The organism is Pseudomonas sp. GW456-E7, assembly GCF_059424105.1.
Genome location: NZ_JBWKZB010000009.1, coordinates 119,498 through 142,513, shown reverse-complemented (window position 1 = coordinate 142,513; position 23,016 = coordinate 119,498). Strand labels below are relative to the sequence as shown.

The window sequence follows — 23,016 nt, the reverse complement described above, 5'->3', positions numbered from 1 at the left end:
ATGGTCGATGCGCCTGTCATAGGCCGTGTGCAGGCGATCCTGACGCGCGCGACCTGACTCAACGGCAACACGCTCCATGACCTTGGGATGAGCTGAAGATTTCACCCGGAACGCGCCTACACTGAAAGGTACAGCGATCGAGAGGACATGGAGCTCCACGCATGCGCCCTAGCGCCCTTGTGATACTCCTTATCAGCTATGCCGTGCTGATGGTGGTTTTTTTCAAGCTCAATGCTCGAAACAATCGAGGCCGCAGAGAAGGTCTTTACGAGGCCTTTGAAACTGCAATGCGACAGCATGGGATCAAGTCTTTCGAGATCATCAAGGAAAGCATTCATATCGGTAACAACTTTCGGCCATCAGAACTGCACCGGATATTGTTGGACGATTCAGGGCACTACTTTCTTTACTCGCACGCCAGTAACGCGCAGCCAACTTTAATGCCGCTGACCGAGGAGCGAGCGTTACAAGCCGCACAGGGGGAGATGGGAATTCAGGCATAGGCCATCGCAACCGCCGTCACCAGGACCATGAAGAAGGGATATCGGTTAACACAACTCGCACCAAAACAGGACCATGCTCGTAGCCAAACCGCTGGTAACGATCCCGATTCCAAACATGACGCCGAGAAGCAGAGTTTTTGCCCACATGGCTCGAATCTCCGGATACCGCATTCAATGAATGCTTCAGTATGAGTACCTGAGCAAAATCCAAGCCATTTGGCACAGGTCAAGCCCGGGCCCGGCGATTGCGCAGAAACGGTCTCTTCGAGTCGTGAAAAATTCCCCAACTAGGGGTTCGCTTACCCTACATTTTGGGCTGAAACACCCAATGACTGGGGCTCGGTTTGATCTAGGCTTGAATGAGATCACCCGGGAGAAAAACACCATGTCCCTGTCTCTCAGAAATCCATTGGCCTTTGCTTTGGCGGTGTTCTTTTGCACAGCCGCGCGCGCTGAAGGAGCGGCAGACACCTACCAACCACCGGCAATACTTCCCCTGGAATCCGAGACGGCGCCCAGACTCATTGCCGAGCCACCGCTTGCCGAGCCCCTTGCCCGCGGAGTCGTCATTATCCAGTACCGCACAGAGCACGCGAGGATCATGCCGGTCTTTGGTAAAACGGCGGCTGATGTATCACCCCGCCTCGGGCACCTTCACGTGACCGTCGACGACTGGAAAGGTACATGGGCGCACACCAGTGAAGACCCGATTATCCTGGTGGGACTACCCCCCGGCACTCACCAGGTTCTTCTTGAAGTGGCCGACCCGACTCACAAAGTCCTTACCAGTACGACAGTGCGTTTCATCGTTCCGGAAAAGAAACCCGCTGACGCCGCTCATTAGTCGCCACTTCGCTTCAGTTGTCTGCTTGCCGCAATCGAAGAAGTTTGCCTCCGATATTGGCTGCCCCCCCCCAGTCAATAGCGGAGGTTTGCTTAATGGCCTACGCTCAGATTCGGCAGTAAACCAGCTGGAGTCTCGGCGTCTTCAAACGCTGATCAAGACATCCAGGGCAGAGAGGATCTTGGTCAGGAGCGACAAAGGATGAAACCGGAATATTCATGCATGAAATGGATCGCCATCGCTGCCGTTTCGGTGGCGCTTGTATCAGGCTGTGCCAGCAAGAACGACCCCGTGGCCCAGGCCGAGAAAGCCGATGCAGCCAAGGGCATCGCCGCGCCCAGCCTCACGGAAACGAAGGCCATCGCCGAGGAAGCCTTCATCTACGGACTGCCGATCGTAATGAACTATGCGGTGATGTATGAGTACGCCGTGGACAAAAGCGGCCCGCAGTTCAAGGCCCCCTTCAACCAGATCAAGAACGAGCCCCGTGTCTTCACTTACCAGGATACGGCCATCGTCACGCCCAACAGCGATACGCCCTATTCGTTCCTCTGGCTGGATCTGCGCGCCGAGCCCATGGTGCTCACGGTACCCGCCGTGGAAAAGAAGCGTTATTACTCGGTGCAACTGATCGACGGCAACACTTACAACTACGGCTACATCGGCAGCCGTACCACAGGGAACGGCCCGGGTAACTACATGGTGGTCGGGCCTGACTGGAAGGGCTCCACGCCACCCGGCATCAGCAAAGTCTTTTATTCGACAACGCCCTTCACGGTGGCAGGCTACCGAACCCAGCTCTTCAATCCCAAGGACATGCCGAATGTGGTCAAGGTGCAGTCCGGCTACAAAGCCCAGCCGCTGTCGGCGTTCTTGAAGCAACCGGCGGCGCCTGCATCGCCGGTTATCAATTTCCCTCCAAGCACCACTAAGGGGATCAAGGAGAACTTCTTCGAATACCTTGATGCCGCGCTCCAGTATGTACCGCCAACACCGGAAGACCGGGAAATTCGGGCGCGAATCGCGAAAATCGGCATTGGACCGGGCAAGAGCTTCAAGCTCCAGGACCTCTCGCTCGAACACAAGGCCGCTGTCCTGCTGGGCATGAAGGAAGGTGACGAGAAGGTGGACAAGTGGTTGTCCGGCGGACTCAAGAACGTCAATGGCTGGGGCATCGGTTCGTACTTTGGCGACCGCCATTTCTACAATGGCGACTGGTTGAAGCGCGCGGCCGCGGCCAAAGGCGGTATTTACGGCAACGATGCCGTCGAAGCCACTTACCCCATCACCCGCACAACCGCGACCGGCGAGCCACTGGATGGCAGCAAGCATAACTACACACTCACCTTCCCGGCGGGGCAATTGCCTCCAGTGAACGCCTTCTGGTCGGTGACCATGTACGACGGCAAAACACAGCTCCTTATCAAGAACCCGATCGACCGCTATCTACTGAACTCGCCCATGCTGCCCGGCATGAAGAAGAATGCCGACGGATCGCTGACCCTCTACATCCAACGCACCTCGCCCGGCAAGGCGCTTGAAGGCAACTGGCTGCCCGCGCCCGATGGCCCGATTTACCTGGTGATGCGCCTCTATTGGCCCAAGGAGACGCCACCTTCAGTCCTGCCGGCCGGCGAAGGCACCTGGAAGCCAGCAGGCCTCGTGGTATCGAAATAGAACACGCGCCAGCTCACGCAGATCCCCCGGCATTTGTCGGGGTTTACCGTTCCAATACAAGCCTGTCTTCGCTGACAGGCAACGGGTGTGGTGCATTTATCCTGCCTTCCAGTCTGTTCACAAACGCCAGGGCTTCGGCATAGCTGCGAAACCTGACGCACCACGCGTTCATCCAGACATTCCAGTCTTGCGGTGTCCGCGCTTTTTCGATTTTTATCAGCATCCTGGCATCCCTTCTTTTTGCGGTTTAACCCAGTCTCGAACCTGGAAAAACCGAAATGCGGCGTGTGAACTTTCGTCTGTGTGTCCCGGTTGAAGGTGTGGGGGAAACAGCACACAAGTGAGGAGGAGCAGACTCTGCAGATGCGGATTTGGCGGCGTTTGAAGCTTGCGTCAAAGCGAACGGCAGGACATGTCTTTGCTTACCTTCCTCAAGGCGCATTTAAAACGGCTGAAGGGGGGATTAGAAAATCAATAATCATCAAAAATGTATCTATAGGTGGCTTGGCGGGACTTGGAGGGACAGGCTGGGGGGATGGTGGTCAGCCTGGATTTGACGCATCCGATCAGGCCGCTCTATTTCACTGACGCCTACATCGAAAGCAAGTCGTGAGCAGAACCAGTCGCGTTCTATGGATGGCATTGTTCGTAAAGCCACGGCACATCCGAGCGGGTCAACTGAACCAGGAGGATGAGGCAAATTACGTTGGCACTGATAGCTATCCGGTAACCGACAAGACGCTAGCAAGTCTCAGTTCACTACCATTTAACTAGTAGAGCGTAAAAATCGCAGACATGAAAAAGCCCAATCTTTTCAGATTGGGCTAAGTCATTGAAAAATATGGTCGGGACGGAGTGATTCGAACACTCGACCCCTAGCACCCCATGCTAGTGCGCTACCGGACTGCGCTACGCCCCGACTAGGCGTGTTACCCGTTCCTCATCTCGAGGAACGCTCAAGAATATATCGCAAGCTTTTGAAAACTGGAAGTATTTAAAAGCAGGAATTTATTTCTTGAGTACCACCAGAACATCTTCGAGCTCGGCGATCATCTGGCGGATCATTTGCTTGTATTGGGTGGTGTCGTCTTTGGCTTCATCACCGGACAAACGCAGGCGCGCTCCGCCGATGGTGAACCCCTGATCATAAAGAAGCGCGCGGATCTGCCGGATCATCAGCACGTCCTGGCGCTGATAATACCGGCGGTTTCCGCGGCGTTTGACAGGGTTGAGCTGAGGAAACTCCTGCTCCCAGTAGCGCAGCACGTGTGGTTTTACCGCACACAGCTCGCTGACTTCACCAATGGTGAAGTAGCGTTTGCCCGGGATGACGGGGAGCTCGTCGTTATGACTTGGTTCCAGCATAAGCCTCAACTCGGGCCTTCAACTTCTGCCCTGGACGAAAGGTGACCACACGGCGAGCCGTGATCGGGATTTCTTCCCCCGTTTTCGGATTGCGGCCAGGCCGCTGGCGTTTGTCCCGAAGGTCGAAATTGCCGAAACCGGACAATTTGACTTGTTCGTTGTCTTCAAGAGCGTGCCTGATTTCTTCAAAAAACAGTTCGACCAATTCCTTGGCCTCCCGTTTATTCAGGCCCAGCTCTTCATACAGACGTTCCGCCATCTCAGCTTTCGTCAGAGCCCCCATACGTCACTTCCTTAACGTGGCGTTCAACCTTTGTTCGAGCGAGGTGAGGATGTTTTGCGTTGCGGTATTCACCTCATCGTCATTAAGAGTGCGCGATGGATGCTGCCAGGTCAAGCCGACTGCGAGGCTTTTTCTATCAGGATCAATGCCTTTACCCTGATACACGTCAAATAGCCTGAGGTCTGTCAGCCATTCGCCTGCATTTTCACGGATTACGTCCAGTACAGCCGTGGCTGCAACATCTTTGTGCGCAATCAGTGCAAGGTCACGACGCACTTCAGGAAAGCGCGATAACTCGTGGAATTCAGGCATTTTGCCCGACGCGACTTCCGCCAGAACCAGCTCGAAGACGAAGACCGGACGGTCGAGACCGAGGGTTTTCGACAATTCGGGGTGGATCGCGCCAATGAAGCCGACCAGACGACCATCGCGTTCGATGCGTGCGGTTTGGCCCGGGTGCAATGCCGGGTGCTTGCCTGGCACGAAAGTGAACGCATCCAGGGCACCGGCGAAGCCCAGCACCGCTTCCACGTCAGCCTTGACGTCGAAGAAGTCAACGGTATCGCGACCCTGCGCCCAGCCTTCCGGCAAGCGACTGCCGCAAACCACACCGGCGAGCATCGGCTCTTGCTTCAAACCTTCGAGCTGACCAACGAAACGCAGGCCGCTTTCGAACAGGCGTACGCGATCCTGCTGACGGTTCAGGTTGTGCTGAAGCGCCTTGACCAGACCCGGCCACAAGGACGAACGCATGGCGGCCATGTCGTTGGAGATCGGATTGGCGAGCAGCAACGGCTCAACACCCGGATTAAACAGTTCGAACTGTTTCGGATCGATGAAGCTGTAGGTAATTGCTTCCTGATACCCACGGGCAACCAGCAAGCGGCGCAGTTCAGGCAGGTCGCTACGGGCTTCGGCCTTGGCTTGCGGCGCCAGACGCGCTTGCGGATAGCGAACCGGCAAACGGTTGTAGCCGTACAGGCGTGCCAGCTCTTCGATCAGGTCGACTTCCAGGCTGATATCGAAGCGATGGCTTGGCACTTCTACACGCCACTGCCCTGCCCCGTCGGCAGTAATGGTCAGGCCCAGGGCATTGAGCAGACGCTCCACTTCAGCCGAATCCATTTCCATGCCCAGCATCTGGGTAATGCGCTGGGCACGCAGGGTGACCGGAGCAATGTTCGGCAGGTGCTGTTCGCTGACGGTCTCGATGATCGGACCCGCTTCACCACCGGTGATTTCCAGCAGCAGGCCAGTCGCGCGCTCCATGGCTTCGCGGGCCAGTTGCCAGTCCACGCCACGCTCATAGCGATGGGATGCATCAGTGTGCAGGCCATAGGAACGGGCCTTGCCTGCCACGGCGATCTGGTCGAAGAAAGCGCTTTCCAGGAACACGTCACGGGTGGTCGCGGACACACCGCTGTGCTCGCCACCCATGACGCCGGCGATTGCCAGTGCGCGGGAGTGGTCGGCAATCACCAGCGTATCGCTACGCAGGCTGACTTCCTGACCGTCGAGCAGCACCAGCTTCTCGCCGTCTTCGGCCATGCGCACACGGATGCCGCCGTTGATTTCGGCGAGATCGAAGGCGTGCAGTGGCTGACCCAGCTCCAGCATCACGTAGTTGGTGATGTCGACGGCAGCATCGATGCTGCGCACGTCGGCGCGACGCAGGCGCTCTACCATCCACAGTGGCGTAGGCCTGGACAGGTCGACGTTACGGATCACACGACCCAGATAACGCGGGCACGCGGCAGGCGCCAGCACTTCTACCGAACGCACTTCGTCGTGGGCGGCAGGAACCGAAGCCACTACCGGACGGGTGACCGGAGCGGCATACAGCGCGCCGACTTCACGGGCCAGGCCGGCCAGGGACAGGCAGTCGCCACGGTTCGGGGTCAGGTCGACCTCGATGCTGGCGTCTTCCAGGTCCAGGTAAACACGGAAATCCTTGCCCACCGGCGCATCGGCCGGCAGCTCCATCAGACCGTCGTTACCTTCACCGACCTGCAGCTCGGATTGCGAGCACAGCATGCCGTTGGATTCAACGCCACGCAGCTTGGCCTTCTTGATCTTGAAGTCACCTGGCAACTCTGCGCCGATCATGGCGAAAGGAATCTTCAGGCCCGGGCGCACGTTGGGCGCACCGCAAACCACCTGGAAGGTTTCCGAACCGTTGCTGACCTGGCATACGCGCAGCTTGTCGGCGTCCGGGTGCTGCTCGGTGCTCAGCACCTCGCCAACCACCACGCCACTGAAAACACCGGCGGCCGGCGTAACGCTATCGACCTCAAGACCGGCCATCGACAGACGAGCAACCAGCTCGTCGCGACTTACCTGCGGGCTAACCCAGCCACGCAGCCATTGTTCACTGAATTTCATCCTGCTCTCCTAAGAATTCGTTACGACTAGCGAAATTGCGCGAGGAACCGCAAGTCGTTGTCGAAGAACAGACGCAAGTCGTTCACGCCGTAACGCAGCATGGCCAGACGCTCAACGCCCATGCCGAAGGCAAAGCCCGAGAACTCTTCCGGGTCGATACCGGACATGCGCAGCACGTTCGGGTGAACCATGCCGCAGCCCATCACTTCCAGCCAGCCGGTCTGCTTGCAGACGCGGCAGCCTTTACCGCTGCACATCACGCATTCCATGTCGACTTCAGCGGATGGCTCGGTGAACGGGAAGTACGAAGGACGGAAACGCACCGCCAGTTCCTTTTCGAAGAACACCCGCAGGAACTCTTCGATGGTGCCTTTGAGGTCGGCGAAATTGATGTCGCGATCGATCAGCAGGCCTTCGACCTGGTGGAACATCGGCGAGTGGGTGATATCGGAGTCGCTGCGGTAGACGCGGCCCGGGCAGACGATGCGGATCGGCGGCTGCTTGGACTCCATGGTGCGGACCTGTACCGGCGAGGTATGGGTGCGCAACAGCATGTTCGCATTGAAATAGAAGGTGTCATGCATCGACCGGGCCGGGTGATGGCCTGGGATGTTGAGCGCTTCGAAGTTGTGATAGTCGTCTTCGACCTCTGGGCCTTCGGCGATGCCGTAGCCGATACGGGTGAAGAACTGTTCGACGCGTTCCAGAGTGCGGGTAACCGGATGCAGACCACCGGAGGTCTGACCACGGCCAGGCAGGGTCACGTCAATGGACTCGGCAGAGAGTTTGGCAGCCAGATCGGCTTCTTCAAACAATGCCTTGCGCGCATTAAGGACCTCTGTGACACGCTCCTTGGCAACGTTGATCAGCGCACCGACCTGCGGACGCTCTTCTGCCGGCAAATTCCCCAGGGTCTTCATCACCTGAGTCAATTCACCCTTCTTGCCAAGGTAGTGAACCCGGATTTGCTCCAGGGCATTGATATCTTCAGCGCTTTGCACAGCCTCTAGTGCTTGAGAGACGAGCGCATCCAGGTTTTCCATGTACAGACTCCAGATACAAAATAGGGGAAGAGCTTGAAGGCTCTTCCCCTATTTATGACGTTTAACACCTGACCCCACAGATGCGAGGCCGGGTGACTGTCGGGGGTACTTAAGCCAAGGTGGCTTTAGCTTTCTCGACAATCGCAGCAAACGCCGCTTTTTCGTTCACTGCCAGATCAGCCAGAACCTTACGGTCGATCTCGATGGACGCTTTTTTCAGGCCAGCGATGAAACGGCTGTAGGACAGACCGTTGATACGAGCACCAGCGTTGATACGAGCGATCCACAGAGCGCGGAACTGACGTTTTTTCTGACGACGGTCACGGTAGGCGTATTGGCCTGCCTTGATTACCGCTTGCTTGGCAACACGGAATACGCGGGAGCGTGCGCCGTAGTAGCCTTTAGCAAGTTTCAGAATTTTTTTGTGACGCTTACGGGCAATGACGCCACGCTTTACACGAGCCATGAGTTACTTCCTCTATTCTTGACTAAAATTAACGAAGGCGCAGCATGCGCTCGACTTTTGCCACGTCAGACGGATGCAGCAAGCTGCTACCGCGCAGTTGACGCTTACGCTTGGTCGACATTTTGGTCAGGATGTGGCTCTTGAAAGCGTGCTTGTGCTTGATACCGTTAGCAGTTTTCAGAAACCGCTTAGCAGCACCACTTTTGGTCTTCATTTTTGGCATGTTCGGATACTCCGCATTCAGTTGATAAACATAATCAGAAGGCCTGCCGTGCCCTGTTGATTACTTCTTCTTTTTCGGGGCGATGACCATGATCAGCTGGCGTCCTTCCATCTTAGGATGCTGTTCGACCGAACCGTACTCGAGCAAGTCACCTTCAACTCGCTTGAGGAGTTCCATCCCCAGCTCCTGGTGGGCCATCTCACGGCCGCGGAATCGCAAGGATACCTTGGCCCTGTCCCCGTCACTCAGGAAACGTACCAGGTTGCGCAGTTTTACCTGGTAATCCCCTTCCTCCGTCCCTGGACGAAACTTGATTTCTTTAACCTGAATCTGCTTCTGGTTTTTCTTGGCCGCAGCAATCTGCTTCTTCTTTTCGAAGATCGATTTGCCGTAGTCCATCAGTTTGCAAACAGGTGGTACTGCATCGGCGGAAATCTCCACCAGATCCAGCTTGGCCTCTTCAGCCTTAAGAAGCGCGTCTTCGATTGACACAATCCCGAGCTGTTCACCTTCAGCCCCAATTAACCGAACCTCGCGTGCCGAGATATTCTCGTTGATCGGGGCTTTCGGTGCAGTTCGTTTATCTTGTCTCATTTCACGCTTAATAATAATTACTCCGAATCTTGGCGACCACGCCGGGAAACCGCTTGGGCGAGGAACTCAGCGAACTGGGCGACGGGCATCGAGCCCAGGTCAGCACCTTCACGAGTACGCACAGCGACAGTCTGCATCTCGACTTCCCGATCTCCGATAACCAAGAGATAAGGAACCTTGAGCAAAGTATGCTCGCGGATTTTAAAGCCGATCTTTTCATTTCTCAAGTCAGACTTGGCACGAAACCCGCTTTCGTTGAGAGTTTTTTCCACTTCGGCGGCAAAATCAGCCTGTTTATCAGTGATATTCATCACCACTGCCTGGGTCGGAGCCAGCCACGCAGGGAACGCGCCCTCGTAGTGCTCGATCAGGATTCCGACGAACCGCTCGAAGGACCCCAGGATCGCCCGGTGCAACATCACCGGGTGCTTGCGACTGTTGTCTTCGGAGACGTATTCGGCTCCCAGACGCACAGGCAGGTTAAAATCGAGCTGCAGGGTACCACATTGCCAGACGCGACCGAGGCAATCTTTCAACGAGAACTCGATCTTCGGACCGTAGAACGCACCCTCGCCCGGCTGCAGATCGTACGGCAGGCCCGCGCTATCAAGGGCTGCGGCCAGTGCCGCTTCGGCGCGATCCCAAAGCTCGTCGGAACCGACGCGTTTTTCCGGACGAGTGGACAGCTTCATCTCGACATCTTTAAAGCCGAAATCGGCGTAGACGTCCATGGTCAGCTTGATGAACGCGGCGGACTCGGCCTGCATCTGCTCTTCGGTGCAGAAGATGTGGGCGTCGTCCTGGGTGAACGCGCGCACACGCATGATGCCGTGCAAGGCACCCGATGGCTCGTTACGGTGGCATGCACCGAATTCGGCCAGGCGCATCGGCAGCTCGCGGTAGCTCTTCAGGCCCTGGTTGAACACCTGCACGTGGCAAGGGCAGTTCATTGGCTTGATCGCGTAGTCGCGGTTTTCCGACTGGGTGGTGAACATGTTGTCGGCGTAGTTGGCCCAGTGCCCGGATTTCTCCCACAGGCTGCGGTCAACGACTTGCGGCGTCTTGATTTCGAGATAGCCGTTGTCGCGCTGAACCTTGCGCATGTACTGCTCGAGCACCTGGTACAAAGTCCAGCCGTTCGGGTGCCAGAACACCATGCCCGGCGACTCTTCCTGGGTGTGGAACAGGCCCAGGCGCTTGCCGATCTTGCGGTGGTCGCGTTTTTCGGCTTCTTCGATGCGCTGGATGTAAGCCGCCAGTTGCTTCTTGTCTGCCCATGCGGTGCCGTAGACGCGCTGCAATTGCTCGTTCTTGGCATCGCCACGCCAGTAGGCGCCGGACAGCTTGGTCAGCTTGAAGGATTTCAGGAAGCGGGTGTTCGGCACGTGCGGACCGCGGCACATGTCGACGTATTCTTCGTGATAGTACAGGCCCATGGCCTGTTCGTTCGGCATGTCCTCGACCAGGCGCAACTTGTAGTCTTCGCCACGGGCCTTGAACACTTCGATCACTTCGGCGCGCGGAGTGACTTTCTTGATCACGTCGTAATCTTTCTCGATCAGCTGCTGCATGCGCTGTTCGATGGCCGCCAGGTCGTCCGGAGTGAAAGGACGCTCGAAGGCGATGTCGTAATAGAAACCTTCGTCGATGACCGGACCGATGACCATCTTGGCGGTCGGGTACAACTGCTTGACCGCATGGCCAACCAGGTGGGCGCAAGAGTGGCGAATGATCTCCAGCCCCTCTTCATCCTTTGGCGTGATGATTTGCAGCGACGCGTCGCTGTCGATGATGTCGCTGGCGTCGACCAGCTTGCCATCGACCTTGCCCGCAACGGTGGCCTTGGCCAGGCCAGCACCGATGGATGCGGCGACCTCGGCTACGGAAACCGGGTGATCGAATGAACGTTGACTGCCGTCGGGAAGAGTAATAGTTGGCATGGCGCCTCCTCTCCTAGTGGTGACCCCTACCAAAGGTCACGTGGGTTGGGATGAGCCAGTACAAGATCCGGTCCAGGCCATTCAATGACGAACGCCTGCCTTACAGCGGCAGGAGCCTTGCGGCCAACCGGAAAACCGAACCAGAGTGACTGGGATTCAAATCAGGGTTAATCGTGCGTCTGCCGCCACCGGGACTGAAGGTCCGTCGGAGCCTGCAAACGCCCGAGCGGGGCATGCTAGCACAGATGAACGGTTGCCACCGTGCACAGGTTTTGCTGCAGGGTAAATTGGCTGTTTTTATGCCAGAGTGCTGAACTTGATGTGCACTATCGCCCTCAGATATCAAGATATCTGACCCACAAGGAGTATCTCAGCATGCGTCTGAATCGTTTGTTCGCCGTAGTCGCCCCCGTCGTTCTCCTGCTGCCACTGGCCGCCCATGCAGAATGGCCGAAAGGCGAACGAGAGAAATACATGGCTCAGTGCGTTCCTGCCGCTGCCGAGAAGATTGGTACGCCAGCAGCGAAATCCCACTGCGCCTGCGGTGCCGATGCCATCAAATCGTACCCTGCCGCCGATATTCAGGCCCTGATGAACAACACGGCCAGCGACACATTGAAGCAACAGGCACTGAACAAAATTGCAGCCTGCAAGGCCACCAAAAAAGAGCAGAAATAAGCCCGTCCCCGCGCTTTCAGCCCCTGAAATACTGTTAAAAAGCGGCTGAAACAGGTCCTTTCGTACAATTTATTCAGGTTTTTCAGCTTTTTTTATCGCCTCAACTTTCGGCCGAAAGCCTTATAGTACGGGGCTTTCAGCCGCTAAAGGGCACAAAGAAAATACGACTGGCTGGCAAACAGCGCGTCCGGGGGGGTCCCAAACCGAACATTTCGACTATGATACTCGGGTGTGCCCAGTTGGCCTGAGCAGCACAGTACTACTGAAAATATATGTTTCTTGGAGATACACCATGTCTAATCGCCAAACCGGCACCGTTAAATGGTTCAACGATGAAAAAGGCTTCGGCTTCATCACTCCTCAAGGTGGCGGTGACGACCTGTTCGTACACTTCAAAGCTATCGAAAGCGACGGTTTCAAAAGCCTGAAAGAAGGCCAGACTGTTTCCTTCGTGGCTGAGAAAGGCCAAAAGGGTATGCAAGCTGCTCAAGTTCGCCCAGAGTAATTTCCAGGCGCACTAAAAAAACCCCGTCCATGTGACGGGGTTTTTTATGGGTGAAACAAAAGCCTGGGGATCAGCCGCAGTTGACCCGGGTGACCACCCTGGCGGCATCGGTGTTCAGGTTCAGGCGATCGGAACGGTACTCCAGCGTCACCATATCGGTTGGCAGCAGGAACCGCGCGCTTTGCGCCCCTGCGCGGGTACGCGCCTGCTCAAGCAGCTGCGGCGATGCCTGTTTGCCGATGGTGAATTCGGCAGCCTTTGCTTCACAGCGGCTGTGACCCGTGTCAGTCGTCGCCACATCCGCGTTTGCCGACTCCGTAGAGGCAGTGCTGCAACCGGCCAGCGTGGCAACGGCCAGCAAAGTACCCAATGACGCGAGCTTCCAAGGCATGAAGCCTCCTTATTCAATGATTGAGCTGAGATCGTGCGACAACCAGACTGGCGTTTGGTTTCACAGGCAGTGCCAGCACCCTGCCCGCAATCCGGACGAGCCGCGATTCTGCCTGAGCGCCGCCCTCCCCTTAATCACTGAATCGTGACTGAATATGAACAACGCTCAATAGACGTCGATGTAGTCGTAAGGCGGATTGGGCCAGTTCTCTTTCAAGGCATTGAAGATCTGCATGACCCAGACTTCATCGCTGGCCGCGACCCGTCCGACATAACCGGAGCCCTTGGCCCAGGTTTCGAGCCGGAACAACAAGCCGTCGATATCGGTACCGCCCACGACACCCGAGGAGATATAGGCAATGCCTCCCTTGGTGACCCGCAACTGGGTGTGCTCATCGTCACTGGCGCCGGCCAGCAACTGACGCACCGACTCGAGGGTCAAGCCATCCGGGGAGTTCAAATCGATCTGCACAGCGTGCTCCTTGAAAATTCGACAGAGACCAAGTGTCGCATAGCCCTTCTTTCATGCCTAAGTCGACGTGTCAAAAGCCCCGCAAAATGGTTAACTCGGCACTCAGACTTCCCCCCGACTTCACGAGTGCCATCATGACCACCGTAAGCATCGACGCCGACATCAAGGCCAAGTGGCAGGACGGCCACAGCTCCTACAGTCCAAGCAGCACGGAAGAGCTTGCCATTATCGGTATCGACCTGCTGGTCAGGGACCTGGGAACCGAAGCCGCCCAATCGTTCATCGAGCAGATTTTCGAGAAGCATCTGTCGGACCAGAAGTCCGAAACGGTCAGCGGACGGGAGTGAACCCCGCAGGCAGGCACCTGCGGGGCATGACACTTACTTCAGACGGGCCAGGCGCTCGGTCAGCAGATCGAAGAAGCCCTGGGCATCGCCGCTTTCAACCCAGAACGCATTCTTCGGCGCTTTCAGGCCGTCATACCAGTCAACGATGGTTTGCCCGAAAGTCGGTCCCTCGCGGCTGTCGACCACTACGTTGACCGAGCGGCCGCTGAACAATTGCGGCTTGAGCAGGTAAGCGACCACCGTGGCGTCATGCACCGGGCCGCCCGAAATGCCGTAGTGTTCCATGTCACCTTTGATGTATTCATTGAGAATGTCGCCCACCAAACGGCTGGCATTGTTGTTCAGCGCAGCAATCTGTTGCAGACGCGCTTCGCTGGTCAGGATCTTGTGGGTCACATCCAGCGGCAGGTAGGTCAGCTTCACGCCACTCTTGAGCACCACTTCGGCGGCTTGCGGATCGGCGAACAGGTTGAATTCGGCCACCGGCGTGATGTTGCCGCCATTGAAGTGCGCACCGCCCATGACCACCACCTCCTTGATGCCCTGGACGATACCCGGCTCCTGGATCAGCGCCAGGGCCAGGTTGGTCTGCGGGCCAAGCATGGCGATGGTAATGCTGTGGGGCTCGGCGGATTTCAGGGTGTCGATCAGATAAGTGATGGCACTGCCCTTGGCCAGGCCTTGTTTGGGCTCATGCACGGCAATGCCGGACAACCCTTCCTTGCCATGAATATCCTCGGCATAGATGGGTGTGCGCATCAGGGGCTTCGGCGCGCCCGCATAGACCGGTACTTCTTCACGCCCCGCCCACTCCCGGGCCAGTCGCGCATTGCGCGAGGTCTTGTCGAGGCGAACGTTTCCCGCAACGGTGGTCAGCGCCCGGACATTCAGCTCGTCCGGCGACGCCAGGGCGAACAACAGGGCAACGACGTCGTCAGCCCCCGGATCGGTGTCGATGATCAAGTCGATTTTTTGTGCCGCCTGGGCGTTCGTTGCGGTAATCAGGGACAAAAGCAGCAGACTCCGGAGCAGTTGGTGCAGTTTCTGGGCATAACGATACATGGCGCACTCCTTGTGCATGGGAAATCAAAACGCAGGCAGCCCGTCAAAACGTCACCCCGGCGAACAACACGATGTTGCAGTACGGCTGGCACTCGCCCGTACGAACAATCGCCCTGGCCTGTCGGCTCAGGACCTTGAATTGTTCATGACTGAGTACCTCACGGCGCCCCAGTGCGCCTTCGCCGTTCAGTTCATCCAGCGCGATCAGGGCCGACGGCTTCTTATCGAAAATCTCCTGAGCCAGCACATGGCTTTCCACCTGCATCTCACTGAGCACCACCTTCAAGGTGCTGACAAAATCCGGGATGCCCTGGGTCAAGGCCAGGTCGATCAATTCAACGCCCGGTGGAACCGGCAGACCGGCGTCCCCGATGACGACCATGTCGCCGTGCCCCAATGAGGCGATCAGCCGCGACAACGCGATGTTGAGCAAGGGTGTCTTTTTCATGGCGCTTTAAACGCCTGTACATCGCTCAAGGCGGGAATCGACGGTTGCGCGCCGGCACGGGTGACCGACAGCGCCGCAGCCACCTGCCCGAAGCGGATTGCCTGCACCTCATCCTGACCCGCAGCCAACGCTGCAGCGAAACCACCGACGAACGTATCCCCCGCCGCCGTGGTGTCGACAGCCTTTACGACGGGCGCGGGGAAATGCTCGAAGCGCTGGCCATCGGCAAACAGCGAACCTTGCGCACCGAGGGTGATGATCACCTTGCCGGCACCCAGGGCAATCAGCCGGGTCGCCGCGGCTTGTGCGGTCTCCAGGGAGTCCACCGACACTCCGCTCAAGGCCGACGCTTCGCTCTCGTTGGGAATCAGGTAATCGATAGACCCGTACCAGTGCGATGGCAACGGACGGCTGGCCGGCGCCGGGTTGAGGATGACCGTCTTGCCCAGCTCGCGGCCGCGCTTGAGCGCATGGCCAACGGAGGCATCGGGCACTTCCAGCTGACAGATGAGCACGTCCGCCGCTTGTATCACCGAATCAAAACGGTCAATGGCTTCAGCGGTCAATGCACCGTTGGCACCGGGGACGATCACGATGGTGTTCTGACTGCTGTCGTCGACCACAATCAACGCCACACCGCTGGAACCGTCAATGGTGCTCACCGCCTGGCAATCGATCTGCTCGGCCAACAGCGCCCCGCGCAGTGCCTCACCATAGGCGTCATTGCCCACGCAGCCGATCATCGACACCCGGGCTCCGAGCCGCGCCGCTGCCACGGCCTGGTTGGCGCCCTTGCCGCCGGAGACGGTGGCAAACGACTGACCAATCAGCGTTTCACCGCCCTTGGGCAAACGCGGCGCCCGGGTCACCAGGTCCATGTTCAAACTGCCAATTACCACTACTTTTGCTGACATACATTGCTACTCATCGATTCTGTTTCGGCGGCGCTGTCGGTTCAGCGGCTTTCTGTTTTCAACGGCTTTCTGTTTCAACGCCTCTCTGTTTTCAACGGCACTGGTCAAACACGCCAGCCAACGGCGCCGTCGATTCACGGATGACAATACTCGGCGTCACGATCCGCTGATCGGTCGCCAGGCCCGGCGTGGCGATTCGCCGTAAAAGCACTTCGGCAGCCATTTCACCGAGTTGCAGGATCGACTGCCCCACCGTGGTCAAAGACGGATAGACATACCGACTCATCTGGATATCGTCGAAGCCGATCACCGACAACTCGCTCGGTACGCGAATATTGCGCTCGGCGGCGGCCCGCAGCACACCGATGCCGATCATGTCGTTGGCGGCAAAAATGGCGCTGGGCGGATGGCTTTCCAGCAAAATCGCGGCAGCGCTGTAACCGCCGGTGCTGGTGAAATCGCTTGCCAGCATGCGCTCGGGAGAGACTTCGACGCCCGCCTCTTTCAAGGCCCTGCGATAACCCGCCAGACGCATCTGCGCCACACTGGTGTTTTCCGGCCCGCTGATCGTAGCGATATCCCGGTGGCCCAACTCCAACAGGTGCCGGGTCGCCAGGTATGCGCCGTATTCATGGTCGATGCGCACCAGGTCGGCATCGACACCGTCCAGTCCGCGGTCGACGATCACCATGGGCGTGCGCACGCCTTTCAGACCCTGTACCAGGCCACTGTCGCCGCCGGCCGAGGCGACGATCAGGCCGTCGATGCGCTTTTCCAACAGAACACGCAGGTAGCTGCGCTGCTTGTCCGGATTGTCGTCGGAGTTGCACAGGATCACGCAGTAGCCGTTTCGCTCGCAGTAATCCTCGATCCCCCTGGCCAGCTCGGCGAAGTACGGGTTGAGGCTGTTGGGGACCAACAGGCCGATGGTCGCCGTGGTCTTGGCCTTGAGTGAGCGGGCCACGGCGCTGGGGACGTAGTCGAGGGTCTTGATCGCGGCCTCGACCTTGATCCGGACTTCTTCACTGACCGGACGGGTCTTGTTCACCACATGGGAAACCGTGGTGTAGGAAATGCCGGCAAGGGCTGCCACATCTTTGATAGTCGCCATGACTCAGGTCCGCCGGCTTGCGCGTTGACTGCGATAAGTGTCCAGCACCACCGCGACCACGATCACGGCGCCGGTAATGATGCGTTTGGTCGGCTCGGTCGCCCCGATCTGCGCCAGCCCCGCGGCCAGCACGGAAATGATCAGGACGCCAAAAAACGTGCTGATCACCGACCCGCGTCCGCCCATCAGGCTGGTCCCGCCGATCACCACGGCGGCGATCACCTGCAACTCAAGACCGGAGCCGGCATTCGGGTCGGCGGCTTCCAGGCGAGAAATCTGGAACAGCGCGGCAATGCCGGCCAGCAGTCCCATCAGGCTGAACACCAGGATTTTGTAGGGCTTCGGATTGATCCCCGCCAGCCGCACAGCCTCTTCGTTGGTGCCGATACCGATCAGGTAGCGACCGAACACCGTGCGGGTCAACACGGCCTGAGCGACGAATATGATCAGCAACGCAATGATGAACGAGGGTGAAATGCCGAAGGCGATCGGATTGGACAACCAGGCGAACGCATCGCCGATGTAGGCCGTACGCGACCCGGTCATCTGGTACGCCACTCCACGTGCCATTTCCAGCACGCCCAGGGACACGATGAACGACGGTATCCGCCACGCCACCGTGATCGAACCGGTGAGGGTGCCTGCGAGCGCCGCAACGGCCATGCCGAGCAACGCTGCGGGCAGGACGCTCCAGCCCCAGCCGAGTATCGCCACGCTGACGGTCGAGGCCGCGAGTGCCAGCACCGAACCCACCGACAGGTCGATGCCCCCGATGATCAACACAAAGGTCATGCCGACCGCCAGCACCATCAGGTCCGGAATCTGGTTGGCCAGGGTGCTGAACGTATCGTAGGACAGGAAGTGACTGCTGAGCACCGAGAACAGCACGATCATCGCCAACAAGGCACCCGCCAGGCCCAGATAGGTGCCCAGGCCATAGAAGTTGCCACTGCGTGTGCCGGCGAAAGAAGCGGTTTTCATGGAAGATCCCTAGGCGCGGCGTCGAAGCGCTGCGCATCACGTTTTTGGTAGCCGGCAAAAGCAGCGGCGAGCAACTCATCCTGGGTCCAGCTGTCGCGTTCGAACGTATCGATCAGGCTTCCTGCCGACAGCACACCGATCCGGTCGCAGATCAGCATCAGCTCGCGCAAGTCGCTGGAAACCACCACCAGCGCCTTGCCCTTGCGGGTCAATTCACCGAGCAGGTTGTAGATATCGAACTTGGCACCGACGTCGATGCCCCGGGTCGGCTCGTCGAACAGCAGCACCGAGCAATCGCGCTCCAGCCAGCGACCGATGACGACTTTCTGCTGGTTACCGCCGGACAACTCGGACACCAACTGTGCCGGACCGGAGCTGCGAATGCGCATGGCGTCGATCTGCCGCTGGGCCAGGGCGCTTTCGCCATCGTTGTCGACAAAGCCGGCGCGGGAGATGCCGGGCATGTTGCCCAAGGCGATATTGGCACCGATCGACTGCGTCAACAAAAGACCTTCGCCCTTGCGATCTTCAGTGATCAGCGCGATGCCATGCCCGACCGCATCCACCGGCGAACGCACCGTGATGACCTGCGCCGGCGAGCCCAGGGCAATCGTACCGCTGTCGGCGATATCGGCCCCGAAGATCAGACGCAGCAACTCGGTGCGCCCCGCGCCGATCAAACCGGAAATGCCAAAAATCTCTCCGGCACGCACTTCGAACGACACGTCGCGAACCTTGTCGGCACGGGTCAGGCCCTTGACCGTCAAAACCGGGGCGCCGATCTTGCGCGCCCCCATATCGATGTGTTCGCCGAGCTCGCGACCCACCATCAGGGTGACCAGTTGCTCGCTGTTGTAGTTGGCCATCGGCGCGACACAGACCAGATTGCCGTCGCGCAGCACGGCAATGCGCTGCGCGACCCGCGCCAGCTCTTCGAGGCGATGAGAGATATAGATGATCGATACGGCGCGAGCCTGCAGGCGGCTGATCTGCTCGAACAGCATTTCGACTTCGCGTGCCGTGAGCATCGCGGTGGGCTCATCGAGAATCAGTACATGACAATCGCCGATCAGGTTGCGGGCGATCTCTACCATTTGCTGATGACCGATGCCCAGTTCGCCGACCAGGGTGTCCGGGTCAATGGCGTCGAGCCCGACCTGAGCCATGGCCTCGAGGGCAGCCTTGCGCAATTGCTTGCGACTGATCCAGCCGCCGCTGTTGGGCAGATTGTGAAGGAACAGGTTTTCCGCCACCGACAGGGTCGGCAGCAGATTGAGTTCCTGCATGACCATGCGGATGCCGAGGTCTTCTGCCTGGCTCCGGCTGCCGGGGCGATAGGCCTGCCCCTGAAACAGCATCTCGCCGGTGGTCGGCGTGACCAGCCCGCCAATGATTTTCGACAGCGTGCTTTTGCCTGCGCCGTTCTCGCCGGTCAGGGCCAGCACTTCACCGCGCATGAGCGTCAGGTCGATGCCGGACAGAACCGGTTGGGCGTAGGTCTTGCCGATACCGCTGACCGAGAGGACAGCGTTCGTAGCGCAAGCGGACATAACAAATCTCCACGCGCCCGTCCGGCTGGACGAGCGCCGTTGCGTCGCCAGAAGGTTACTGTGTGACCGACTCTTTGGTGACCAACTCTACCGGCGTTTCGATCACGCCATTGGCGCCGCCGTCGACCTTCTCGCCCTTGAGAATCTTCAATGCGGTCTCGATGCCGAACACCGCCTGCCTGGCTGCAAACTGGTCGGCAGTGGCGAGCACCCGACCATCCTTGAGCATCGGCTGGATGGCGTTGATGTTGTCGTAGCCGACCACTTGTACCTTGCCGGCCTTGCCCGCGGCGCGCACGGCAGACACCGCGCCGACCGCCATGCTGTCGTTGCCGGCCAACAGGGCCTTGGTTTGCGGGTATTCGCTGAGAATCGAGGCGGCCACCTTGTTGCCTTTGTCGATTTCCCAATCACCGGATTGCAACGACACGACCTTGATCTGCGCCGCCTCCATCGCATCCTTGAAACCTGCCGTGCGCTGCTGGGCATTGGTGGTGGTGGACACACCTTCGATGATGCCGACTTCGTCACCGGCCTTCAGTTGTTTGGCCAGGTAATCGCCGACCAGGCGTGCGCCCTTGCGGTTGTCCGGGCCTACGAACGGAACACTGATGTTTTTGCTTTTGACGACCGCGGGGTCCAGCTGGTTGTCGATGTTGATCACGGTGATACCGGCATCGATGGCTTTCTTGATCACCGGCACCATGGCCTTGGAATCTGCGGGCGCGATCACCAGCGCATTGACCTTGGCCAGGATCATCTGCTCGACGATCCGCGTCTGGCCGGCAGTGTCGGTTTCATCCTTGATGCCGTTGGAGATCAGCTCGAATTCGCCGGAGTGATCTTTCTGATAGGCCTTGGCGCCGTCTTCCATGGTCAGGAAAAACTCGTTGGCCAGGGATTTCATGACCAGTGCGACTTTCGGTTTTTCTGTGGTTTCAGCGAAGGCAGAGGAGACAGGCAGTGCAGCGGATGCGGCAGCCAGCACAGCGACAGCGAGAAGACGTCCAGCGAATGGCAGCTTCATGGGTTCACTCCGATCTTATGATTATTGTGAGCAACGCTTGCGCCGGCGTAAGCTTCACGACCCACTGTGATGGAAAGCCATTACAGCGGGTCGCGCAAACGTTTGCGTGACCCAGACTATGCGAATCCTGCCGGTATTTGTCAACGTCCTGAAAAGTGCTTTCAGAGAGGATTGGCGAAAAACGGCATTCAGTTCATGCCGTGGTGTTGATCACCGATCCCGTGCCGGAACCCTTGGCCATCTCTTTGATCAGACTCGCGCTCACCTGCAGGATGGCGCCGTTGGTTTGGGCGACCTGCCCCTGAATGGCCGTTACCGCGGTGGTCTTGGCTTCCGGGGTCGGATAGGACGCCGCCTGGGCCTGGGCCAATTGCTGCTGTTGCTCACGCAATTGCTGCTGCAACTCTTTCAGGCGCTTGAGCAGGACCTTCACCGCAACACTGGTGTTATCGCTGGTTTCCGATTCGGCCTTTGCGCCGGCACTTTCACCCAGGCCTACCGGACCGGTTTTAACCTGGGTGCCGTCGCCTTCCTTTACTCCCAGCGCTTTGGCAGCCGCATCCTCTGTTGCATCGCCCAAGGCACGAACGGTCGCCGCAGACTTCCCCCCGATGGTGATGCCCGCGGCATTCGGGAAACCAATAGATAACGACATGTGAACTCCTGCAGAAATAGATCCCTTGAAGGAGCATCGACCGACACGCGCTTTTCTTTAGTCGTTAACGACGATTTGACGCCCTTGAATTTTAAACAGGAATCTTCAACAGGACGGCCATCCGTATCGGAGAGCCGAACGCAAAAGTTAAACATGTTCGGCAATCCGGACGCCCGCCCCCGGAACCGCCTCCGGACACAAACTGCAATACCGTTACAAATCATTAAGTTACGCGTGTTTTTCGATTCAAGGTATTACTGGTACAGATCCTGCTCTCCTCCTCGCACCTCCGGCGCTCAGATTCGCCCGGGGCGTATCTAGATGAACCTGCATCTGCACCGTCTCACAACTAGAAGAGAAAAATAATGACATCTGCACTCAAGACCTTTGTTCCGGGCGCCTTGGCCCTGCTGCTGCTTCTGCCGACCGCCCTTCAGGCCAAAGAAGCCGAAACCCAACAAAAACTGGCCAACGTGGTGATCCTGGCCACCGGTGGCACCATTGCCGGCGCCGGCGCCAGCGCTGCCAACAGCGCGACCTACCAAGCGGCGAAAGTCGGCATTGAACAATTGATCGCCGGCGTTCCAGAACTGAGCCAGGTGGCCAACGTTCGTGGCGAACAGGTCATGCAAATCGCTTCCGAAAGCATCACCAACGAAAACCTGCTGCAACTGGGCCGCCGCGTAGCCGAACTGGCCGACAGCAAAGACGTCGATGGCATCGTGATCACCCACGGCACCGACACCCTGGAAGAAACCGCGTATTTCCTGAACCTGGTGGAAAAAACCGATAAGCCGATCATTGTCGTGGGCTCCATGCGCCCGGGCACCGCGATGTCCGCTGATGGCATGCTCAACCTGTACAACGCAGTGGCCGTGGCCAGCAGCAAGGATGCGCGAGGCAAAGGCGTGCTGGTGACCATGAACGATGAAATCCAGTCGGGTCGCGACGTCAGCAAAATGATCAACATCAAGACCGAAGCGTTCAAAAGCCCCTGGGGTCCGCTGGGCATGGTGGTAGAAGGCAAATCCTACTGGTTCCGTTTGCCAGCCAAGCGCCACACCATGGATTCCGAATTCGACATCAAGACCATCAAGAGCCTGCCTGACGTCGAGATCGCCTATTCCTACGGCAATGTCAGCGACACCGCCTACAAGGCCCTCGCTCAATCAGGCGCCAAAGCCATCATCCACGCCGGCACCGGCAATGGCTCGGTATCGTCTCGTGTGGTCCCGACCCTGCAAGCCCTGCGCAAGGACGGCGTGCAGATCATTCGCTCCTCCCATGTCAACGCCGGCGGCTTCGTATTGCGCAACGCCGAACAGCCTGACGATAAATACGACTGGGTCGTGGCCCACGACCTGAACCCGCAAAAGGCCCGGATCCTGGCGATGGTCGCGCTGACCAAGACCAATGACAGCAAAGAGCTGCAGCGGATGTTCTGGGAATACTGATTCGCCCTCGCCCGACCGATCCGGTCGGGCACCCTGTGCGCCATTCTCCAGTCCTGGCGATTGGCGCCACTCGTTCTGATAAAAAAACTCCCTGCGCCTTAC

General features: G+C 58.3%; 25 protein-coding genes and 1 tRNA gene. 7 read left to right on the top strand and 19 right to left on the bottom strand.

Translation table 11 applies throughout. The annotated features are described in order from the left end of the window. The first annotated feature begins 161 nt into the window (after window positions 1-161). From AC07YV_RS08850 to AC07YV_RS08840, 3 genes are all read left to right on the top strand, one after another. On the top strand, window positions 162-503 hold the full coding sequence (locus AC07YV_RS08850; RefSeq protein ID WP_102699313.1) for a hypothetical protein: 342 nt from the start codon (window positions 162-164) through the stop codon (window positions 501-503). A gap of 385 nt (window positions 504-888) precedes the next feature. Further along, window positions 889-1,347 (top strand): DUF6130 family protein, encoded by a 459-nt coding sequence (locus AC07YV_RS08845; protein WP_102699321.1) that lies wholly within the window; start codon window positions 889-891, stop codon window positions 1,345-1,347. Between the two features lie 201 nt (window positions 1,348-1,548). Next, window positions 1,549-3,024 (top strand): DUF1254 domain-containing protein, encoded by a 1,476-nt coding sequence (locus tag AC07YV_RS08840; protein ID WP_102699312.1) that lies wholly within the window; start codon window positions 1,549-1,551, stop codon window positions 3,022-3,024. Between the two features lie 842 nt (window positions 3,025-3,866). Here the strand turns inward: AC07YV_RS08840 and AC07YV_RS08835 are convergent. From AC07YV_RS08835 to thrS, 9 genes are all read right to left on the bottom strand, one after another. After that, window positions 3,867-3,943, bottom strand: a tRNA-Pro gene (locus AC07YV_RS08835). 89 nt (window positions 3,944-4,032) lie between these two features. Next, a complete protein-coding gene (locus AC07YV_RS08830; protein WP_003179985.1) occupies window positions 4,033-4,389 on the bottom strand; it encodes a MerR family transcriptional regulator in 357 nt (118 codons plus the stop codon). Next, the gene (gene ihfA / locus AC07YV_RS08825) at window positions 4,370-4,672 is read right to left on the bottom strand and encodes an integration host factor subunit alpha (RefSeq protein ID WP_002553164.1); all 303 of its coding nucleotides are present in this window, start codon (window positions 4,670-4,672) and stop codon (window positions 4,370-4,372) included. The genes AC07YV_RS08830 and ihfA overlap by 20 nt, the downstream gene beginning before the upstream one ends. 3 nt (window positions 4,673-4,675) lie before the next feature. Further along, complete coding sequence (pheT, locus tag AC07YV_RS08820) at window positions 4,676-7,054, bottom strand: phenylalanine--tRNA ligase subunit beta (protein WP_102699310.1); 2,379 nt, start codon at window positions 7,052-7,054, stop codon at window positions 4,676-4,678. 26 nt (window positions 7,055-7,080) lie between these two features. After that, on the bottom strand, window positions 7,081-8,097 hold the full coding sequence (gene pheS, locus AC07YV_RS08815; RefSeq protein WP_007975711.1) for a phenylalanine--tRNA ligase subunit alpha: 1,017 nt from the start codon (window positions 8,095-8,097) through the stop codon (window positions 7,081-7,083). 109 nt (window positions 8,098-8,206) lie between these two features. After that, the gene (rplT, locus tag AC07YV_RS08810) at window positions 8,207-8,563 is read right to left on the bottom strand and encodes a 50S ribosomal protein L20 (protein WP_007905879.1); all 357 of its coding nucleotides are present in this window, start codon (window positions 8,561-8,563) and stop codon (window positions 8,207-8,209) included. A 28-nt stretch (window positions 8,564-8,591) separates the two neighbouring features. Then, on the bottom strand, window positions 8,592-8,786 hold the full coding sequence (rpmI, locus tag AC07YV_RS08805) for a 50S ribosomal protein L35 (protein ID WP_002553160.1): 195 nt from the start codon (window positions 8,784-8,786) through the stop codon (window positions 8,592-8,594). 60 nt (window positions 8,787-8,846) lie between these two features. After that, complete coding sequence (gene infC, locus AC07YV_RS08800) at window positions 8,847-9,398, bottom strand: translation initiation factor IF-3 (RefSeq protein ID WP_172435703.1); 552 nt, start codon at window positions 9,396-9,398, stop codon at window positions 8,847-8,849. Beyond that, entirely contained in the window at window positions 9,398-11,320 is a 1,923-nt protein-coding gene (thrS, locus tag AC07YV_RS08795) for a threonine--tRNA ligase (RefSeq protein WP_007975710.1), read from the bottom strand. The genes infC and thrS overlap by 1 nt, the downstream gene beginning before the upstream one ends. Window positions 11,321-11,695: 375 nt before the next feature. Between thrS and AC07YV_RS08790 the strand changes: the two genes are divergently transcribed. Together AC07YV_RS08790 and AC07YV_RS08785 are read left to right on the top strand one after the other, a co-directional pair. Next, window positions 11,696-11,998 carry a hypothetical protein gene (locus tag AC07YV_RS08790; RefSeq protein WP_102699309.1) on the top strand — a complete coding sequence of 101 codons (303 nt, stop codon included), beginning with the start codon at window positions 11,696-11,698 and terminating at the stop codon, window positions 11,996-11,998. Window positions 11,999-12,290: 292 nt separating this feature from the next. Then, entirely contained in the window at window positions 12,291-12,503 is a 213-nt protein-coding gene (locus tag AC07YV_RS08785) for a cold-shock protein (protein ID WP_003179963.1), read from the top strand. A gap of 70 nt (window positions 12,504-12,573) precedes the next feature. Here the strand turns inward: AC07YV_RS08785 and AC07YV_RS08780 are convergent, their stop codons facing one another. Both AC07YV_RS08780 and AC07YV_RS08775 read right to left on the bottom strand, forming a co-directional pair. Then, complete coding sequence (locus AC07YV_RS08780; RefSeq protein ID WP_102699308.1) at window positions 12,574-12,894, bottom strand: I78 family peptidase inhibitor; 321 nt, start codon at window positions 12,892-12,894, stop codon at window positions 12,574-12,576. 165 nt (window positions 12,895-13,059) lie between these two features. Beyond that, window positions 13,060-13,365: a hypothetical protein gene (locus tag AC07YV_RS08775; RefSeq protein ID WP_102699307.1), complete on the bottom strand. Its 306-nt coding sequence runs from the start codon at window positions 13,363-13,365 to the stop codon at window positions 13,060-13,062. A gap of 134 nt (window positions 13,366-13,499) precedes the next feature. Between AC07YV_RS08775 and AC07YV_RS08770 the strand changes: the two genes are divergently transcribed. Beyond that, window positions 13,500-13,712, top strand: coding sequence for a hypothetical protein (locus AC07YV_RS08770; protein WP_102699306.1), 213 nt, complete (start codon window positions 13,500-13,502; stop codon window positions 13,710-13,712). Window positions 13,713-13,745: 33 nt separating this feature from the next. Here AC07YV_RS08770 and AC07YV_RS08765 read toward each other — a convergent pair whose 3' ends face one another. The 8 genes from AC07YV_RS08765 to AC07YV_RS08730 form a co-directional block, all read right to left on the bottom strand. Further along, a complete protein-coding gene (locus AC07YV_RS08765; protein WP_102699305.1) occupies window positions 13,746-14,774 on the bottom strand; it encodes a nucleoside hydrolase in 1,029 nt (342 codons plus the stop codon). Between the two features lie 43 nt (window positions 14,775-14,817). After that, window positions 14,818-15,222, bottom strand: a complete 405-nt coding sequence (rbsD, locus tag AC07YV_RS08760) for a D-ribose pyranase (RefSeq protein ID WP_015095847.1) — start codon at window positions 15,220-15,222, stop codon at window positions 14,818-14,820. Beyond that, window positions 15,219-16,136, bottom strand: a complete 918-nt coding sequence (rbsK, locus tag AC07YV_RS08755) for a ribokinase (protein WP_102699304.1) — start codon at window positions 16,134-16,136, stop codon at window positions 15,219-15,221. Before rbsK ends, rbsD begins: the two co-directional genes overlap by 4 nt. A gap of 91 nt (window positions 16,137-16,227) precedes the next feature. Next, window positions 16,228-17,247 carry a LacI family DNA-binding transcriptional regulator gene (locus AC07YV_RS08750; RefSeq protein ID WP_102699303.1) on the bottom strand — a complete coding sequence of 340 codons (1,020 nt, stop codon included), beginning with the start codon at window positions 17,245-17,247 and terminating at the stop codon, window positions 16,228-16,230. Window positions 17,248-17,250: 3 nt separating this feature from the next. After that, window positions 17,251-18,228: an ABC transporter permease gene (locus AC07YV_RS08745; protein WP_102699302.1), complete on the bottom strand. Its 978-nt coding sequence runs from the start codon at window positions 18,226-18,228 to the stop codon at window positions 17,251-17,253. Continuing rightward, entirely contained in the window at window positions 18,225-19,778 is a 1,554-nt protein-coding gene (locus AC07YV_RS08740; protein ID WP_102699301.1) for a sugar ABC transporter ATP-binding protein, read from the bottom strand. The genes AC07YV_RS08745 and AC07YV_RS08740 overlap by 4 nt, the downstream gene beginning before the upstream one ends. Window positions 19,779-19,833: 55 nt before the next feature. After that, on the bottom strand, window positions 19,834-20,805 hold the full coding sequence (locus tag AC07YV_RS08735; RefSeq protein ID WP_102699300.1) for a sugar ABC transporter substrate-binding protein: 972 nt from the start codon (window positions 20,803-20,805) through the stop codon (window positions 19,834-19,836). A gap of 193 nt (window positions 20,806-20,998) precedes the next feature. Beyond that, a complete protein-coding gene (locus AC07YV_RS08730; RefSeq protein ID WP_102699299.1) occupies window positions 20,999-21,460 on the bottom strand; it encodes a hypothetical protein in 462 nt (153 codons plus the stop codon). 365 nt (window positions 21,461-21,825) lie between these two features. On the opposite strand from AC07YV_RS08730, the gene AC07YV_RS08725 reads away from it, so the two are divergent. Beyond that, on the top strand, window positions 21,826-22,914 hold the full coding sequence (locus AC07YV_RS08725; RefSeq protein WP_102699298.1) for an asparaginase: 1,089 nt from the start codon (window positions 21,826-21,828) through the stop codon (window positions 22,912-22,914). The last annotated feature ends 102 nt before the right edge of the window (window positions 22,915-23,016 follow it).

Coding starts and splice junctions, on each gene's coding strand:
- thrS (WP_007975710.1), bottom strand. CDS start 11,320: ATGCCAACTATTACTCTTCCCGACGGCAGTCAACGTTCATTCGATCAC.
- AC07YV_RS08750 (WP_102699303.1), bottom strand. CDS start 17,247: ATGGCGACTATCAAAGATGTGGCAGCCCTTGCCGGCATTTCCTACACC.
- ihfA (WP_002553164.1), bottom strand. CDS start 4,672: ATGGGGGCTCTGACGAAAGCTGAGATGGCGGAACGTCTGTATGAAGAG.
- rbsK (WP_102699304.1), bottom strand. CDS start 16,136: ATGTCAGCAAAAGTAGTGGTAATTGGCAGTTTGAACATGGACCTGGTG.
- pheT (WP_102699310.1), bottom strand. CDS start 7,054: ATGAAATTCAGTGAACAATGGCTGCGTGGCTGGGTTAGCCCGCAGGTA.
- AC07YV_RS08845 (WP_102699321.1), top strand. CDS start 889: ATGTCCCTGTCTCTCAGAAATCCATTGGCCTTTGCTTTGGCGGTGTTC.
- AC07YV_RS08790 (WP_102699309.1), top strand. CDS start 11,696: ATGCGTCTGAATCGTTTGTTCGCCGTAGTCGCCCCCGTCGTTCTCCTG.
- AC07YV_RS08730 (WP_102699299.1), bottom strand. CDS start 21,460: ATGTCGTTATCTATTGGTTTCCCGAATGCCGCGGGCATCACCATCGGG.
- AC07YV_RS08840 (WP_102699312.1), top strand. CDS start 1,549: ATGAAACCGGAATATTCATGCATGAAATGGATCGCCATCGCTGCCGTT.
- AC07YV_RS08785 (WP_003179963.1), top strand. CDS start 12,291: ATGTCTAATCGCCAAACCGGCACCGTTAAATGGTTCAACGATGAAAAA.
- AC07YV_RS08770 (WP_102699306.1), top strand. CDS start 13,500: ATGACCACCGTAAGCATCGACGCCGACATCAAGGCCAAGTGGCAGGAC.
- AC07YV_RS08740 (WP_102699301.1), bottom strand. CDS start 19,778: ATGTCCGCTTGCGCTACGAACGCTGTCCTCTCGGTCAGCGGTATCGGC.
- pheS (WP_007975711.1), bottom strand. CDS start 8,097: ATGGAAAACCTGGATGCGCTCGTCTCTCAAGCACTAGAGGCTGTGCAA.
- rplT (WP_007905879.1), bottom strand. CDS start 8,563: ATGGCTCGTGTAAAGCGTGGCGTCATTGCCCGTAAGCGTCACAAAAAA.
- AC07YV_RS08765 (WP_102699305.1), bottom strand. CDS start 14,774: ATGTATCGTTATGCCCAGAAACTGCACCAACTGCTCCGGAGTCTGCTG.
- AC07YV_RS08850 (WP_102699313.1), top strand. CDS start 162: ATGCGCCCTAGCGCCCTTGTGATACTCCTTATCAGCTATGCCGTGCTG.
- AC07YV_RS08780 (WP_102699308.1), bottom strand. CDS start 12,894: ATGCCTTGGAAGCTCGCGTCATTGGGTACTTTGCTGGCCGTTGCCACG.
- rbsD (WP_015095847.1), bottom strand. CDS start 15,222: ATGAAAAAGACACCCTTGCTCAACATCGCGTTGTCGCGGCTGATCGCC.
- AC07YV_RS08830 (WP_003179985.1), bottom strand. CDS start 4,389: ATGCTGGAACCAAGTCATAACGACGAGCTCCCCGTCATCCCGGGCAAA.
- AC07YV_RS08745 (WP_102699302.1), bottom strand. CDS start 18,228: ATGAAAACCGCTTCTTTCGCCGGCACACGCAGTGGCAACTTCTATGGC.
- AC07YV_RS08725 (WP_102699298.1), top strand. CDS start 21,826: ATGACATCTGCACTCAAGACCTTTGTTCCGGGCGCCTTGGCCCTGCTG.
- rpmI (WP_002553160.1), bottom strand. CDS start 8,786: ATGCCAAAAATGAAGACCAAAAGTGGTGCTGCTAAGCGGTTTCTGAAA.
- AC07YV_RS08735 (WP_102699300.1), bottom strand. CDS start 20,805: ATGAAGCTGCCATTCGCTGGACGTCTTCTCGCTGTCGCTGTGCTGGCT.